This window comes from Lysinibacillus sp. 54212, assembly GCF_036662795.1.
Lineage (GTDB): Bacteria > Bacillota > Bacilli > Bacillales_A > Planococcaceae > Lysinibacillus_B.
The window spans coordinates 91,017-107,621 of sequence record NZ_JBAFWZ010000002.1; the positions used below are offsets into that span (position 1 = coordinate 91,017).

Genomic DNA, 16,605 nt, shown 5'->3' on the forward strand with positions numbered 1-16,605 from the left:
ATGTTACAATATTATCGACAGGCAGTCGGTCTATAAGGAGGTTGCATAATGAGAAAGGGAGCAAATGAGCGTAGGAACGAAATTCTTGATGTAGCGGATGAGCTTTTCGGACAAAAGGGGTTCGACGGTACAAGTACAAACGATATTCTCGAAAAGGTCGGAATTGCACGGGGGACGTTATATCATCACTTTAAATCAAAGGAGGATATTATGGATGCTCTGATTGATAGATATAGTATCAGGCTTTTAGAGACAGGTCGGGGGATTGCTGCAGACAAAAATATACCCGTTGTCGATCGAATTATCCGTGTGGTGATGTCAATGAACATGAGTGGCGGAAGCAGCGAGGAAATTATGGATCATATTCATAGACCACAAAATGCACTTATGCATCAAAAAATACAGAAGGTCATCATCAATGGTTTAACGCCGATATTGGCAGAAATTATTAGTGAGGGCATCGAGCAAGGACTATTCAATACGCCATTCCCGTATGAATGTATGGAAATGGTTGTAACATATGCAAATACTATCTTTGATGATGATATGGTCGAAATGACAATTGAAGAACGAGCTACACGTGTTGGGGCATTTGTTTTCAATGTAGAGAGGCTACTCGGTGTTGAAAATGGAAGTCTTATGTCAGTTATTGGGATGTTTGATAACAATGGATAGCTCGTATTGTGTTATGGAAAAGGTAAAGATGCCACAGGGAAATGGTATTTCTAGTCTATGTCATAAGATGTGTAGCTGTGGTAATTGTGTACAATTGTAAACCGGTCAAAAATTTAAAGACAGAGGTGACGTATGTATTTCAGATTAATCCGAAATGACATCTTAAAGAGTAAGTTAATATCGCTGACAACAGTACTATTTGTTGCTTCGGCAGCTATGCTTGTTTCTCTTGCTGCGATACTTATGGTTAATTTATCAGGTGCACTAGATACGCTTATGATAAAAGCGAAAACACCACATTTTATGCAAATGCATTCAGGAGAAATTGATACTGCACGGCTTACCTCTTTTGCAGAGGGGAATAGTAATGTCGATGAATTTCAAATCGCTGAGTTTCTCAATATCGATGGAGCACAGATTACTTTAGGGGAAAATTCACTGGCAGGGAGTGTCCAGGATAACGGTTTTAGCACGCAAAGTGAGAAATTTGATTATCTTCTAGATCTTGAAGGAAATATTATTCACGTATCTGACGGACAGATTTATGTTCCAGTAAATTATATGAGGGAAGCTATTGCAAAAGTTGGTGATAAGGCAGTAATTGGTGGGAAGGAATTTACCGTTGCAGGATTTCTACGTGATTCGCAAATGAATTCTACACTTTCCGCCTCAAAAAGATTTCTTGTTAGTGATAATGATTATGAGGCAATAAAAGGCTTTGGGAACCTAGAGTATCTGATTGAATTCAGATTAAAGGATGCATCTAAGGTGGGAGCATTTGAAACGGCGTATGCCTCTGCAGGACTAGAAGCCAATGGTCCAACTGTTACATATAAACTTTTTAAAATGATGAATGCACTATCAGATGGGATGATGATTGCAGTTATTCTTCTTATAAGTGTACTTGTTGTTGCAATCTCATTTATGTGCATTCGCTTTACGCTACTCGCAAGGATCGAAGACGACTACCGCGAAATTGGCGTTTTGAAGGCGATAGGGTTACGTGTTTCCTATATAAAAAAGATTTATCTTGCAAAATATGCAGTAATTGCTGTAGTAGGAAGTGTACTCGGTTTTGGGTTATCCCTTGTGTTTAAGGATATGCTCCTAAAAAATATTCGGCTCTATATGGGTGAAAGCGATAATTCCTCTATTGCTACGGCTTTAGGAATCTTGGGCATATTCCTTCTATTACTTTTAATTCTTATCTATGTAAATAGAGTGTTAAAACGTTTTCGTAAAATATCTGCTGCGGAAGCAATACGCTTTGGCATTTCACAGGATAATAGTGCAGGAGCAAAACGGTTTGTCTTAAGCAAAAATAGGCTACTTAATACAAATGTTTTTCTCGGTATGAAAGATGTTCTCACAAGGAAAAGACTGTACGCCACGATGCTTGCTGTACTGGTGATATCGTCATTTATTATTATTGTTCCGCAGAATCTGTCTAACACGATTTCATCCAAAAGCTTTATTGGATACATGGGGATTGGTAACTACGATATGCGGATCGATATTCAGCAAACGGACAATATTGCCGATAAAGCTGCTACTATTTCAAAGAAAATGAGCAGCGATCCAACCATTTCAAATTATGCCATTCTCACAACAAAAGTCTTCAAAGTAAAAATGGAAGAAGGGTCTGAGGAAAATATCAAAATTGAACTCGGAGACCATTTGGCATTTCCTATCGAATATTCTGACGGTAAAGCACCAGACACAGAAAATGAAATCGCACTTTCGACTATGAATGCTGATGAAATGAACAAAAAGGTCGGGGATGGCATCACACTAGTATTTGAGGGGAAGGAGAAAGAGTTAGAAGTAAGCGGAATATATTCGGATATTACGAATGGTGGAAAAACTGCAAAGGCTAGTTTTATAGACAATTCGTCAGACATAGTTTGGAGCATAATCTGTGCTGAAGTTTCAGATAAAAGTCTAATGAAAAACGTGGTTACGGATTATACGAGCAGTTTCAAATTTGCTAAAGTCTCGGATGTTGATGAATATGTTATGCAGACATTTGGCTCGACAATTAGCTCGGTCAAGATAGTCTCTAATGCTGCTGTTGCCATCGCGCTTAGTATAACGCTACTCGTTACATTGTTATTTATGAAACTTCTTGTCTCAAAGGATAGATATTCTATAGCAGTAATGAAGACAATAGGCTTTACTAACGCTGACATTAAGATTCAGTACGTTGCACGGTCGATATATGTTCTAATACTCGGGATTATACTTGGTACTATTCTTGCAAACACCCTAGGAGAGATACTTGCTCGTTCAGCTATTTCCTCATTTGGAGCGTCATCGTTTAAATTTGAAATCAATGCACTTAAAGCGTACCTGCTTGTTCCATTGTTAATGATGTTCACGGTACTTATCGCAACACTAATTGGTATTTCGGGTGCGGGACGAATAAAAATTTCGGAAAATATAAAGGGGTAGGCATATGAATAAAATTGTTATCGGTGAACAGATAGTAAAGTCTTTCGGTGAGGGCAATGAAATGCGTAATGTTCTCGACGGAGTATCCGTAGAAATAGACGAAGGAGAGTTTGTTTCGGTAATGGGGCCATCAGGGTCTGGAAAATCAACACTGATGTTTGCTTTAAGTGGAACAGATGGTATTAATAGCGGAAAGGTAATCTTTGATAACACAGATTTATCAACGATTAACGAAGAGAATGTTTCAGATATACGTAGATCAAAAATGGGCTTTGTCTTTCAGCAGCCGACTATGCTGAAAAACCTGAATATTCTTGATAACATTATTCTTCCAGCGATGCACACTAATAGAAAAAATACTGAAAATATTATGACGAAAGCTCGAGCACTTATGAAAAGAGTAGGAATTAGCGACCTAGCAGAGCGCGACATTACACAGGTTTCCGGAGGTCAGCTTCAGCGTGCAGGTATTTGTCGAGCACTTATGAATAATCCAAAAATCATATTCGGTGATGAGCCTACCGGTGCACTCAATTCCAAATCTGCTCAGGAGATAATGGACCTATTTTCTGAAATCAACTCAGAAGGTACTGCTATTATGCTTGTCACTCATGATGCGAAGGTTGCGGCACGTACTGACCGTATTATGTTTATGCATGATGGAAAAATCGTGAGTGAAATAAAGCTTTCGAGGTTTGACGGGACAGATATAGATGGCAGAGTCGAGAGGATAGCTGAAAAAATGTTGGAGATTGATATATAAATTATTAGAGCGGATTCCTATTAGTGGAATTCGTTTTTTTTGTAGGCTTCTTTAAGCGAGGATTTACAGGGGAGTTTGTAGAATATAGTAATAATCATGGAACAAAGGAAGTAGTAGAATGATAAATAAGAATAAAGAGACAAGCAAACGATTCGATTTAGCCGTATTTAATGTAAGAAAAACCTCTCAACAGGTGGATTGCTCAGGAGCAGCAATTTTTATTATTCATAACGATAAGATTGTTACTGAACAATATTGGGGTAGGCATTCCGAAGAACCGAACTCACGACAGATTCAGGAGGACACTCAGTTTCATGTAGCATCAGTTCGAAAAAGCTACATAGGATTAGCAGTTGCATATGCAGTAAATGAAGGTTGTATTGGCTCAATAGATGACCCTATAACGAGTTATCTCCCTAATAAGAGTTCGATATTAGAAGGAACAACAATAAGGCATTTATTAACTCATACACATGGTTTAAGGGAAAGTAACGGGTCGATCTATCGAGAGTTTCCCGCTGGTGAGAAATGGGCGTACCGTGGTATTGGCATTGATATGCTAACAAAAATGGTGAAAATCACAACAGGTAAATCCGTAGCTGAGATTGTTACGAATGGAGTTTTTAAGCCACTGAGCTTAATGGAAACTGGATGGTACGGAGAAGCTAATGAAAAACTTGTAGATGTAATAAGAAGTCCTAACGATACAAACTGGTGTAAGAGTAGCAGTATCGAAGGCGACAAAATGAATATGTATGTATCGCCGAGAGATTTGGCGAAATGGGGGTACTTACATTTGAAAAAAGGAAATATCAATGGAGAACAGATAATCTCCAAAAAGATGATAGATAGTGTTATCTCCGTTCAAAGCCCAAATCTAGTTGATAAAGAGCTACCACAAAACGGTTACTTATGGTTCGTAAAAGATTCTCCAGCAGGAAAGTCTGAAATTGGTGAGCTAGTACCGAAAGGCTCCTTTCAGATCCTAGGCTATACAGGCGTTACACTTCTTGTTGTTCCCCAGCATAATCTTGTGGCAGTACGTGCATTTAACAGCTTTGGTTCTCCTGATGGCTTTGATTATTTAGCGGATGTTCGAAGCTTTGGTGATACGATAATGACATGTCTGTTAAATGAATAGTCAACGTATAAGAAGTAGCTGCTACATCAGGAGGGAGAGTAGGCTATGTACAAACTGATGCTAATTGAAGATGATACACAATTAAGCTTGTTGATCCAGGAGCATTTGGAGCGCTTCGGGTATCAAGTTTTTCAACCCGAAAGCTTTTTAAATATAGAAGAGACATTTAAAAAAATACAACCCGATTTAGTCCTATTAGATATTAATTTGCCTTATTTTGACGGCTATTATGTTTGTCGGGCTATACGCAAGGAATCCCATATCCCAATCTTAATTATTTCTGCTCGAAATACAGAGCTTGATCAAATTATGGCAATTGAGTTAGGGGCAGATGATTATATATCTAAACCATTTACATTTGATATTTTAATATCGAAGGTAAAGGCAGCTGTTCGAAGAGCCTATGGAGAATATGCCCCAAAGGAAAGAATACATACAAATGTGGGTGAGCTATCTATGGATGGAAATACGCTCACATTAACCTTCCGAGAAAGAAGGATTGATCTTACGAAAAACGAATACAAATTACTGAAGAAGCTATTAGAAAATAATGATACGTTCGTTTCGAGAGAGGAGCTTATCGAAGAAGTGTGGGATTCACATACGTTTGTTGAAGATAATACATTAACTGTAAATATAACGAGAATTAAAAATATACTAGCTCAGCTTGGCTTTGAGGATGCAATTAGGAGTAAAAGAGGGGTAGGGTACATGTTTCAATATCCTATTTCCATGAGGGTAGAGTGATGAGAAAACAACTTTTCCTTAGCTTTATAAAGGACAGATCCCTACTCATCCTATTTTATTTATTCAATATGAGCTGCATTATCGCCTTCTTTCATCTGAATGAACGAGCCAATACCGAAATTCTTTATCCATTTTCGATCGGGATTTTTTTATTAACGGTTTATTTGATGATCGATGGGCTTAACTATTATCAGGGGAACAAAGCGATACAGCTGATGTTGAGGGGGGAATATGCCGAACTGAAGCCCAATACAGAAGAACAAAAGGCATTGTACCAGCTGCTACAGCAAAAGATAAGTGAACATACGCGAAAATACAATAAGATGAAGGAGCAAAAGGAGGAAAGCCTTTATTTTTTATCACATTGGCTGCATTTTTTAAAAACGCCTGTTTCTGTTATAGAACTAATAATGAATAGCGATCAGTCTCCAACTATAGAAAAAATTCGGCGAGAAAACGCCCGTATCTATACATCCATCGAGCAAGCATTAACGATGGTGAGAATGGAGAGCTTCGAAAACGATTTAGAAATAAAGGCAGTTGACGTTCTATCGACATTGAGAAAAATCATTAATGAACGAAAAAGAGAATGTATCTCTCAATCGATATTTCCGATGGTTGAATGTAATACGGAGCAAGCTTTCGTTGTGACAGATGAAAAATGGAATGAAATATTGATAGACCAAATTATTTCGAATGCGATTAAATACTCTAGTACGAAAAAGGGAAGCAAGCGCCTACTTTTCAAAATCGAAAAGCAGGAGAGGTATGTCACTTTGGCGATTATCGATGAAGGTGTTGGCATCCCATCCTATGATTTAGATAGAGTATTTCAGCCATTTTTTACAGGGGAAAACGGTAGAAAAGTAACGAATTCTACAGGAATTGGACTATATATTAGTAAAAAAATTGCGGATAAGCTTGGGCAACAAATTACAGTTCAATCCGAACTAGAGAGGGGTACTACGGTTACAATTCGTTGGCTTGCGGGAAGTAATAAACTGTTTTAATAGAGGTTAGCTAGAACCTTACGAAAATGTAAGGTTTTTTTAGTGTTTCAAATTCTATCATTCCAATAGGTACATTACAATGAAATAAAATCCTTTCCAAAAAGGAGGAACAGCAATCGTGATTATAGATGCAAAACATATTGTGAAAATTTACGGAGAATCTAATGAAGATGGCTCTACGACTGCACTTGGTGGTATAAGCTTCTCAGTTAAAAAAGGTGAATTTGTTGCCATTATGGGACCGTCTGGAAGTGGGAAGACCACCCTACTGAACATCCTCAGCGGAATCGATTCACCAACCTCTGGTGAAGTAATCATCGAAGGGAAAGATATAAGTAATATGCGTGTGGATGATCTAGCCCTGTTTCGCCGTCAGCAGTTAGGGTATGTGTTTCAGGAGTTTAATCTATTAGATAGCTTAACCGTCAAGGAAAATATCATCCTACCTATGATATTAGAAAAGAAAAGCGCGGCAGAAATGGATAGGAAAGTGCAAAGCTTAACAGAGCTTTTTGGAATTGAAGATATCCAAAATAAGTACCCTTATAACATTTCAGGTGGGCAAGGGCAGCGTACGGCTGTCAGTAGAGCCTTAGTGAATGACCCTCAAATAATTTTTGCCGATGAACCGACAGGAAATTTAGACTCGAAATCCTCCGAGACTATTATGGAATGCTTTGAAAAAATTGTGGGGGAGCTGAATACGACCGTTCTTCTTGTTACACACGATGTTTTTGCAGCGAGCTATTGTCAAAAGGTCATTTTTATTAAAGATGGACTCGTTCATTCGGAAATTGTCAAAAAGGGAACGAGGAAAGAGTTTTTTAATAGCATCCTTGATAACCTAGCAGTCTTAGGGGGAAGAACCTATGACATTTAATGAGATTGTGTGGAAAATGGCAAAGGTGCATTATAAAAAATATATCCTCTACTTTTTATGTAACTCCTTTGCCGTACTATTTTTCTTTATGTTTGCAACTGTATATTTTAATGAGCATGTGGAGGAAGTAAAGCAGTCAGAATCTATCCAATCTGTACTAGGGGTTCCAGCTGCTGCCCTCATTGTATTTACCGTTTTTTTTATTAATTATGCACACCATATTTTTATTAAAAGAAGAAAAAGTGAATTTGGTCTATTCATGACTCTAGGCATGACCAATCGTGATATCGGTAGATTAGTAGTTTTAGAAAACTTGATCATCTCTATATTTTCTATGGCGACTGGAATCGTTGCCGGCATGATTTTTTCTAGATTGTTTTTCCTGCTATTAATGAATAGTGTGGGCATGCATGATATTTCCTTTCATTTAAACAGTCGGATGTTTTTCTATGCAATTATTACTTATGGCATTATTCAAACCTTTGTAGTGGGAAAATCTCTATATTTAATTTTAAAAGATAATCTTATTCAAAGCTTAAAAAGCGATAAAGTGGCAGAGACGATAAAATTTAAAAGTCCAATGCTAGGTGGTATTGGGCTTGCGATGATTGTTGGCTCTGTTGGTGGGCTTTATATGACATATGGATTGAATGCTATTGATGGTGGTATTTATTTGCTTTTATGGGCAATTGTCACCTTTGTCGGATTATACCTATGTCTTTCGCAATTTACTAGCTTCTTTATTGAAGTGGCGAAGAAGGATAGCGCGTTTTATTATCGAGGATTGTTATTCCTATCGAGCATACAATACAAGTTTAAAAGGCTTACATCAATCCTAATGCTCGTAACAGTTATGATTATGATCACCATCCTGTATGGCACAATCATTTTGTCTACCTATATATTAGAGGAAAGGGAAGTGATGGCTAACAATCCCTTTGACCTAGCGTATATCCAGACAGAAACGAAAAATAATTTGCCTGAAGATGAACTGTATTCCATCTTTGAAGACAATCCTATTCAACAGCGTGTGGAGATACCGATTTATTCCTATTATGAAAAAACGTATGATAATTTGTACAAGGAATATCACATTATTTCCCCAGAGAGTTTTAAAGAATTAACCTCTCAAGATGTAAAATTACAAGGTCGTGAATTCGTTTATTATGTGAATGTACAGCAGGAATTTATGGGGGATCGGGATGCTTATGAGGATGAGCTTATTTTTCCTACGAAGGATGGGGAAATCGCCTTCGAAAGAAAGGAATTCGTTGTAGAAAGGACGATGAATTATCAGCTTGGCTTACATGATTTTATCGTTGTAAGCGAGGATGAAGTTGAATTTTTGAAAAAGTATGTTATAGGTTTTGAAGCGAATATCCATTTAATGAATGTAGCGGATTGGGAAGAGTCTGCTACGGCGGTGAAGGATTTAGAAAATCGTTTTATGAACTTCAATAAATCAACTCCTCCTATTGCAGATGCCCGGGTAGAGTTTACGACAGAAGAGAATTTGTTTCAAGTTGGCTCGAAGGTAGGCGATACTAATCGCAATAGAAGCTCCAATGGTATGCTATTCTTTATCATGTCTTTCCTAAGCATTATTTTCTTTTTCGGCGCCTTTATTTTATTATACTTAAATTTATTTTCCGAGATTGACAAGGAAAAGACGAAATATAAAAAGCTATATAATGTCGGTGTTACCTCCAAGGAAGTAAAACGTATGATTTCGCAGGAGGTTGCAGCCATTTTCTTTGTCCCTACATTTATCGGTACAGGCCTAGCTCTCCTATATATTGTGGCAATGGCCAATGATATCGGCGGTATTAAAGAAAACCCAGAGCTCCTCCTACAATTCTTTATCATTGCAGGTTTTTACCACATCATCCAAATTAGCTTTTACCTGTATGCAAGGAGGAAGATGTTCGTTTATTTGGTTGAGAGGTAGTTTGTAATATTTCAAGATATAAGCATGGGTAAACCTCTAAATCTGTGTGGAAATTTTAAGAGTAAAACCATCTGTTTTGGTAGCAGAAGTAAAAATGATTAAGATACTTTCTATTAAAAAAGAGCCCTCAAAATAAGCACTGTATTAAAAGAGAAGAACCATTTCTAACAGTCTATCTATTTACTAAAATATCACAGTAAATATAAAGCTCATAGGATAAGAGTAAATTCTATGAGCTTTTTTTGTGTGGTTTTTTAGCAAAAGTAGCTCGAATAAAATTATTGTGAGATAGTATCTGGTAACTGTGAGTGTTTATTATATAAGTAAAATTGTGAGGAATGGTTTGGTTACAGAAATCGGGTGTATGTAAAATGTAAGAAAAAATGTAACAGAAGAGAATAAAACCTCTTAAGCTAGAAAAAACTGTTGACAGAAATTTAGAAATTTAATAAAGTGTAAATAGTTAACTGTTAACACTTCAAAAAGGAACGATTGCGATGAAAAACATTAAACGTAATTTAAGTGAGCATATTGAAACGATTATTAGAAAAAGAATTATGCTGTTGGAGTTCAAAGAGGGTGAGCATATTAAAGAAAACAAGCTTGCTGAGGAGTTCAATATTAGCCGAGGTCCGATTCGCGAAGCTATTACGAAACTTGAAATTGAAGGACTTGTTACGCGTGCTCTAAATGGAAGAACCTTAGTTTCAAAGTTTGATATTCAGTATGTAAAAAATTTATATGATGTACGAATCTTATTGGAAAAGTTTGCTATTCAGGCGCTTTCGAACGGTGTAGCAGTAGAGGAGCTAGAGGAGCTACAAGCCTATGTCGATGAAATGAATAACCAAAGAGACGATTCAGATGCGTACCGCGAGGCTGATATTAATTTTCACTTCCTACTAGTCAAGTTATCGAAGAATAAAACATTGATTCAGTCCTGGCTCGCATTGAAGGATTTACTCCTTACACTTATTGAGGTAACGACAACAGCATCTCATGAAAGACGTGATGATATCATTGATCAGCATGATGCTATCATTGTTGCAATTCGCAATGAGAAGTATGAGGAGGCAAGTGCGTATTTAGAGGAGCATTTAAACAGTGCCTCACAATATTATCGAGATGCGGTTTTCCGCTTACAAAATGAGGAGGAATGAAGATCATAATGGGTAATAAAATTAAATGCGCTATTGTAGGTTCTGGAAATATCGGAACGGACTTAATGTATAAGCTTCAAAGAAGTGAGCTGCTTGAGCCAGCTGTTATGGTTGGAATTGATGAGCAATCTAAAGGACTAGCTCTCGCGAAGGAGAATGGCTTACAAACAGTATCAAATGGTGTGAAGGGGCTTGATGAGCTTAAAAATGAAATCGCTATCATTTTTGAGGCAACTTCTGCTAAGGCCCATTTAGCAAATGCACCTCTTTATAAGGAATGGGGAAAGAAAGTAGTTGACTTAACTCCTGCAGCAGTCGGGCCGTTTATGATTCCAGCAGTTGGTCTAGATCTATTAGCTAATGGTGAAGTAGACAATGTCAATATGGTAACTTGCGGCGGGCAGGCAACGGTTCCGATTGTAAACGCCATTTCGCGAGTAGTCGATGTCGAATATGCTGAAATTGTTTCTTCGGTGTCGAGTAAAAGTGCAGGACCCGGAACGCGCCAAAACATCGATGAGTTTACTGTAACAACTGCCAAGGCATTGCGTGAGGTTGGAGGAGCGAAGGAGTCAAAAACAATTATTGTATTAAACCCAGCTGACCCGCCGATTTTAATGCGAAATACAATTTATGTAAAAATTTCGGAATGTTCAGAAATTATATATTCAGATATTCAAAAGTCCTTAGATGAAATGGTGCAAACACTTAAAAGGTATGTACCGGGCTATCGCTATAAGTCACAACCTGTGATGAAGGATGATGTAATAACTGTCCAAATCGAAGTGGAGGGCATGGGAGACTTCCTTCCCGTGTATGCAGGGAATTTAGATATTATTACCGCTGCAGCTGTGAAAACAGCAGAGGTAATGGCAGCAAGTCTGAATAAGGGAGGAGAGTAAATGTCGAAAAAAATAGTTGTTAATGACGTGACGTTACGTGATGGAATGCACGCCATTTCTCATCAATATAGCAAGGAACAAATCGCCGAATTAACGAAAGTTCTCGATGAGGCAGGAGTAGATATTATTGAGGCAACACATGGTGATGGGTTGGGCGGTAGCTCGATTCAATATGGCTTTTCAAAGGAAAGCGAGGATGATATTATCCGCACAGCTGTGGAAAATACCAAAAATGCGAAGGTTGGTGTTTTACTTGTTCCTGGGATTGGGACGATTGAGCATTTGGAAAACGCACATCAACTTGGGGCACAGACGGTACGTGTTGCGACTCACTGTACTGAGGCAGATGTATCGGAGCAACATATTAAGGCAGGTGTTCGCCTTGGAATGGATACGGTCGGCTTCTTAATGATGTCCCATCGTACAACAGCAGAAAATCTACTAGAAGAAGCGAAAAAAATGGAGTCCTACGGTGCAGAGACGATTTATGTTGTGGATTCTGCAGGTGCTCTCACAATGGATGATGTGCGCAGTCGCGTAAGTCTATTCAAAAACCATTTAACATCTGCGAAAATTGGATTCCACGCACATAATAATTTATCGCTCGGTATTGCTAACTCCATCATAGCGATTGAGGAGGGGGCAGACCGAATTGATGCAAGCCTAGCTGGAATGGGTGCAGGTGCGGGAAATGCTGCGCTGGAGCAATTAGTCGCTGTGATGAATCGGCTTAACATCGACCATTCAGTAAATCTTTACAAGGTGATGGATGCAGCAGATTACTTGATGAAGCCGATGATGACAAGACCTGTTCAAATCGACCGATTAAGTTTGATGCTCGGTTATACAGGTGTTTACTCAAGCTTCCTATTATTCGCAGAGCGGGCTGGGAAGGAATACGGGGTCGATGCACGAGATATTTTACTAAAAATTTCAGAGATGAATGCAGTCGGTGGTCAAGAGGATTGGATTATTGGAGTGGCACAAGAGCTAGCAAAACAAAATGCATAGGGGGAGTTTAATCATGATCAAAGGGAAGAAATGGGGTACTTTAATCGGAGCAATGATGCTGGTGCTACTTTTAGCGGCATGTGGAAATTCAGATGAGGGTGATGCCTCTGAAAAAGATAAAGGTACAGATGACGATAAGAAGACTTATGTGATTAAAGCAGGTCACGCTGCATCTGAAGAGCATTTTGCACAAGCGACATTTGAAAAGTTTAAAGAACTTGTGGAGGAAAAATCAGACGGTCAAATTAAAGTAGAGATTTATCCAAACGGTCAAGTTGGTGGAGAGCGCGAAATGATTGAAGCGCTTCAAATTGGCAACTTAACGATGGCTGCTCCTTCGAGCTCCGTTGTAACAGCCTTCTCTCCAAGTATGTTCTTATGGGATTTGCCATTCCTATTTAAGGATGCAAGCATGGCACATGCTGTGTTAGATGGAGATGTTGGTCAGCAAGTATTAACGGATTTAGAATCTGTTGGTATTAAAGGGTTAGGTTATTGGGAAAACGGCTTCCGTCACATTATGAATGACAAAAAGCCAGTGAAAAAGCTAGAGGATATGAAAGGCTTGAAATTTCGTACATTAGAAAGCCAGCAGCAAATTAGCATGTGGAATGCAACAGGGGCAAATGCTACACCAATCGCGTTTACAGAATTATATTCTGCTTTACAGCAGGGGACAGTAGACGGGGCAGAGTCTCCGCTTGCACTAATGTATGCTCAAAAATTTCAAGAGGTTCAAAAATACTTAACATTATCTGGTCACCTCTACTCACCATGGCCAGTATTAATGAACAAGGAGTTCTTTGACTCCCTACCAGCCGATTTACAAAAAGTGGTAGAAGAGGCAGTTAATGAAACGAAGGAAGTAAATCGCCAATTATCTGCGGACGATGAAGCAAAATCGTTAAAGCTTTTAGAAGATGGCGGTATGAAATATTACGAGCTTTCAGTAGATGAAAAAGCACGATTCCAGGAAGCAATGAAGGTTGTTTATCCAGAAATCAGTAAATTAGCGGGCGAAGAGATTTACGAGAAATTAATGGAAGCAATAAAGTAATCTTTTGCGGTAGTCAATCGTTGGCTACCGCTTTCTTAAAAAGGGGATGACAGGATGAAGCAGGCACTCAAACTGTTAAACAATATAGAGCGCGCACTGATTACGCTTATGATGGCAATTATGGTAGTGTTAATTTTTGTTCAAGTATTTACAAGATATGTCTTGAGTGATTCACTTGGATGGACAGAGGAAGCATCGCGCTATTTGTTTATTTGGCTCATCTTTTTATCCATTGGCATTGCCTTCGTGGATAAAAAGCATATTAGCATTGATGTATTACTCGATGCATTACCTCGTACTCTTCAAAAAGTTATTTTACAACTTAGTTATATTATTTTAATGGTTTTATCCTTATTTTTATTTATTCAGGGCTGGGATTTAGTCGAATCTTTACAGCAATTTTCTCAAAAATCCTCGACTCTACAAATTCCGATGTGGATGGTGTATTTATCGTTACCAGTCGGTTTTTTACTCGCCTTCCTACGATTAATACATGTGTCGATTTTGCTTTATGTTAAGGACCCATCGCAGAAAAGTGGGGTGGATATCGTATGATTTCACCAACAATTGTATTATTTGGATTGTTAATCGTGTTTTTACTTTTATCAATTCCCGTCGGCTTTGCGCTACTATTAGCGAGCCTTGGAACGATTATTTTAACAGATGTAGAAATTCCATTTAGTATTTTAACGCAGGTGCTAGTAACCTCAAATGACTCTTTCCCTCTTATGGCAATTCCATTCTTTATTTTGGCGGGAGTGCTGATGGGAAGAGGTGGCGTTTCGGAGAGGTTGTTAAACATTGCCAACTCCTTTGTTGGACATTATCGTGGAGGCTTTGCGATTGCTGCGGTATTAACGGCGATGTTCTTCTCAGCCATTTCAGGTTCTGGTCCTGCTACGGTTGCCGCAATTGGCTCGATTATGATTCCGGAAATGGTGAAGCGCGGATATAAGAAAACCTTTGCGACAGCATTAATCGCAGCCTCGGGAACGATTGGTATCGTGATTCCGCCAAGTATTCCACTCGTGATTTATGGAGTCTCCTCTGGAACATCTATTGGTGAGCTTTTTAAAGCTGGAATAATACCAGGATTTATAATGGGTGGTGCTTTAATGATATGGGTGTATATCCATGCCGAAAAGGAAAAATATACACCAGATCCTCGCGTTACGTGGAAGGGTCGTCTACATCATATTAATCGCGGGAAGGGCGCACTTTTGATGCCAATCGTTATATTAGGTGGAATTTACGGTGGGATTTTCACACCAACAGAAGCTGCTGTAATTGCTGTTGTGTATGGCTTAGTGCTCAGCTTCTTTATATATCGTGAGCTCAATTGGAGGGATACGATTGCCTTATTTTATGATTCGGCATTATCGACAGGTTCAATTATGGTAATTGTAGCGGCTGCTGCAGTATTCGGACGTATTTTAACATTAGAGCAAATTCCAAACAATGTTGCGACGACGATGCTATCACTAACAGAAAATCCGTGGGTGTTCCTGTTGCTCGTCAATGTTCTTTTACTCATTGTGGGGACGTTTATGGAAACGATTGCGGCTGTCATAATTTTGACGCCAATATTATTGCCGCTTAGCACACAGATGGGTATTGACCCTGTACATTTCGGCATAATTATGATTGTGAATTTAAGCTTAGGATTCATTACACCACCATTAGGATTAAACTTATTTGTAGCATCAAGCGTTTCAGAAATTAAGGTCGTACAGATTAGCAAATCTATTATACCGGGATTCGTGGCGTTAGTGATTGTATTGCTTGTCATTACATACATCCCGTGGTTTGCTTTAGCATTTATGTAGGAGGGACGGACAATGTTTAAAGTGACAATTGTTGATTATGAGTGGGAAGATATTGAGTTGGAGAAAAAGATGTTTGCAGAAGCGAATATTGAATGCATTGTGTTGCAGTCAAAGGAGAAGGAGAAAATCATCGAGGCAGCTAAGAGTTCAGATGCATTGCTCGTACTTTATGGAAATATTGACAGAGAAATTTTGGAAGGTGCACCAAATCTTCAGCTCGTTTCTCGCTACGGGATTGGTGTGAATATGATTGATGTTGACGCTGCAACAGAGATTGGAGTTCAGGTAGCGAATGTAAATGATTATTGTGTAGATGAAGTATCTGACCATGCGCTAGCAGGAATTTTAGCAGGAGCCCGCCGATTATTTGAATACAATTTTCATACGATGGATGGAGGCTGGGATTTTAAAAGTGTTAAACGGCCTCTCCGTGCATCTAAAGCGGTTGTTGGTTTATTAGGCTATGGTAAAATTCCGAAGCGGCTAGCAGAAAAACTTGTGGCAATAGGTTATCAGGTGATTGCCTATGATCCATTTGTCGAGGCAGAGCAAATGCGCGGGGATGGCGTAATTAAGGCTACGGTTGAAGAAATTATGCAGCAAAGCGATTTCATTTCTGTGCACGTGCCACTTATCCAGTCGACGCGCCATTTACTTGGAAGGGCAGAGTTTGAGCTTGCGGGAAAGAAGCCGTATATTATTAATACGGCTCGAGGTCCAATTATTGATGAGCAGGCGATGATTGCAGCTCTAAAGACTGGTCAGCTCGCTGGCGCATTTTTAGATGTGACAGAGGAGGAACCCCTGCCTGTACAGCATCCACTTCGAAATTTACCAAATGTCGTTTTGTCTCCGCATGCAGCATGGTACTCTGAGGATGCGTATCGAGAAATTCGAGAAAAAGCAGTGATGAATATTATTGAAAAAGCGCGCGGACAAATTCCAACTTACGCACTAAATCTTCGATAAAAGCAGTAAGGGGTATAGTCTAAACTAGACTGCCCCCTTATCTTGATGGGTGAATTGTTAGCGAA

General features: G+C 38.8%; 15 protein-coding genes. All 15 read left to right on the forward strand.

From position 1 onward, the window contains the following. Positions 1-48 precede the first annotated feature (48 nt). A complete protein-coding gene (locus V4T18_RS02225; protein WP_332646083.1) occupies positions 49-675 on the forward strand; it encodes a TetR/AcrR family transcriptional regulator in 627 nt (208 codons plus the stop codon). A gap of 132 nt (positions 676-807) precedes the next feature. Next, positions 808-3,126, forward strand: a complete 2,319-nt coding sequence (locus V4T18_RS02230; RefSeq protein ID WP_332646085.1) for an ABC transporter permease — start codon at positions 808-810, stop codon at positions 3,124-3,126. A gap of 4 nt (positions 3,127-3,130) precedes the next feature. After that, a complete protein-coding gene (locus tag V4T18_RS02235) occupies positions 3,131-3,889 on the forward strand; it encodes an ABC transporter ATP-binding protein (protein ID WP_332646088.1) in 759 nt (252 codons plus the stop codon). A 118-nt stretch (positions 3,890-4,007) separates the two neighbouring features. After that, complete coding sequence (locus V4T18_RS02240; protein ID WP_332646091.1) at positions 4,008-5,030, forward strand: serine hydrolase domain-containing protein; 1,023 nt, start codon at positions 4,008-4,010, stop codon at positions 5,028-5,030. Positions 5,031-5,075: 45 nt separating this feature from the next. Next, positions 5,076-5,777 (forward strand): response regulator transcription factor, encoded by a 702-nt coding sequence (locus tag V4T18_RS02245; RefSeq protein ID WP_332646093.1) that lies wholly within the window; start codon positions 5,076-5,078, stop codon positions 5,775-5,777. Next, a complete protein-coding gene (locus tag V4T18_RS02250; RefSeq protein ID WP_332646094.1) occupies positions 5,777-6,787 on the forward strand; it encodes a sensor histidine kinase in 1,011 nt (336 codons plus the stop codon). Before V4T18_RS02245 ends, V4T18_RS02250 begins: the two co-directional genes overlap by 1 nt. A gap of 115 nt (positions 6,788-6,902) precedes the next feature. Beyond that, positions 6,903-7,667 carry an ABC transporter ATP-binding protein gene (locus V4T18_RS02255; protein WP_442916891.1) on the forward strand — a complete coding sequence of 255 codons (765 nt, stop codon included), beginning with the start codon at positions 6,903-6,905 and terminating at the stop codon, positions 7,665-7,667. Then, positions 7,657-9,615 (forward strand): ABC transporter permease, encoded by a 1,959-nt coding sequence (locus tag V4T18_RS02260; protein WP_332646096.1) that lies wholly within the window; start codon positions 7,657-7,659, stop codon positions 9,613-9,615. Before V4T18_RS02255 ends, V4T18_RS02260 begins: the two co-directional genes overlap by 11 nt. Positions 9,616-10,112: 497 nt before the next feature. Beyond that, positions 10,113-10,775, forward strand: coding sequence for a GntR family transcriptional regulator (locus V4T18_RS02265; protein ID WP_332646098.1), 663 nt, complete (start codon positions 10,113-10,115; stop codon positions 10,773-10,775). Positions 10,776-10,783: 8 nt separating this feature from the next. Further along, the gene (locus V4T18_RS02270) at positions 10,784-11,677 is read left to right on the forward strand and encodes an acetaldehyde dehydrogenase (acetylating) (protein WP_332646100.1); all 894 of its coding nucleotides are present in this window, start codon (positions 10,784-10,786) and stop codon (positions 11,675-11,677) included. Next, complete coding sequence (gene dmpG, locus V4T18_RS02275; protein WP_332646101.1) at positions 11,678-12,688, forward strand: 4-hydroxy-2-oxovalerate aldolase; 1,011 nt, start codon at positions 11,678-11,680, stop codon at positions 12,686-12,688. Positions 12,689-12,701: 13 nt separating this feature from the next. Further along, on the forward strand, positions 12,702-13,745 hold the full coding sequence (locus V4T18_RS02280) for a DctP family TRAP transporter solute-binding subunit (RefSeq protein WP_332646103.1): 1,044 nt from the start codon (positions 12,702-12,704) through the stop codon (positions 13,743-13,745). Between the two features lie 54 nt (positions 13,746-13,799). Further along, positions 13,800-14,300, forward strand: coding sequence for a TRAP transporter small permease (locus V4T18_RS02285; RefSeq protein ID WP_332646105.1), 501 nt, complete (start codon positions 13,800-13,802; stop codon positions 14,298-14,300). Continuing rightward, a complete protein-coding gene (locus V4T18_RS02290; RefSeq protein ID WP_332646107.1) occupies positions 14,297-15,571 on the forward strand; it encodes a TRAP transporter large permease in 1,275 nt (424 codons plus the stop codon). The genes V4T18_RS02285 and V4T18_RS02290 overlap by 4 nt, the downstream gene beginning before the upstream one ends. A gap of 12 nt (positions 15,572-15,583) precedes the next feature. Further along, positions 15,584-16,540: a C-terminal binding protein gene (locus tag V4T18_RS02295; RefSeq protein WP_332646109.1), complete on the forward strand. Its 957-nt coding sequence runs from the start codon at positions 15,584-15,586 to the stop codon at positions 16,538-16,540. Positions 16,541-16,605: the final 65 nt, after the last annotated feature.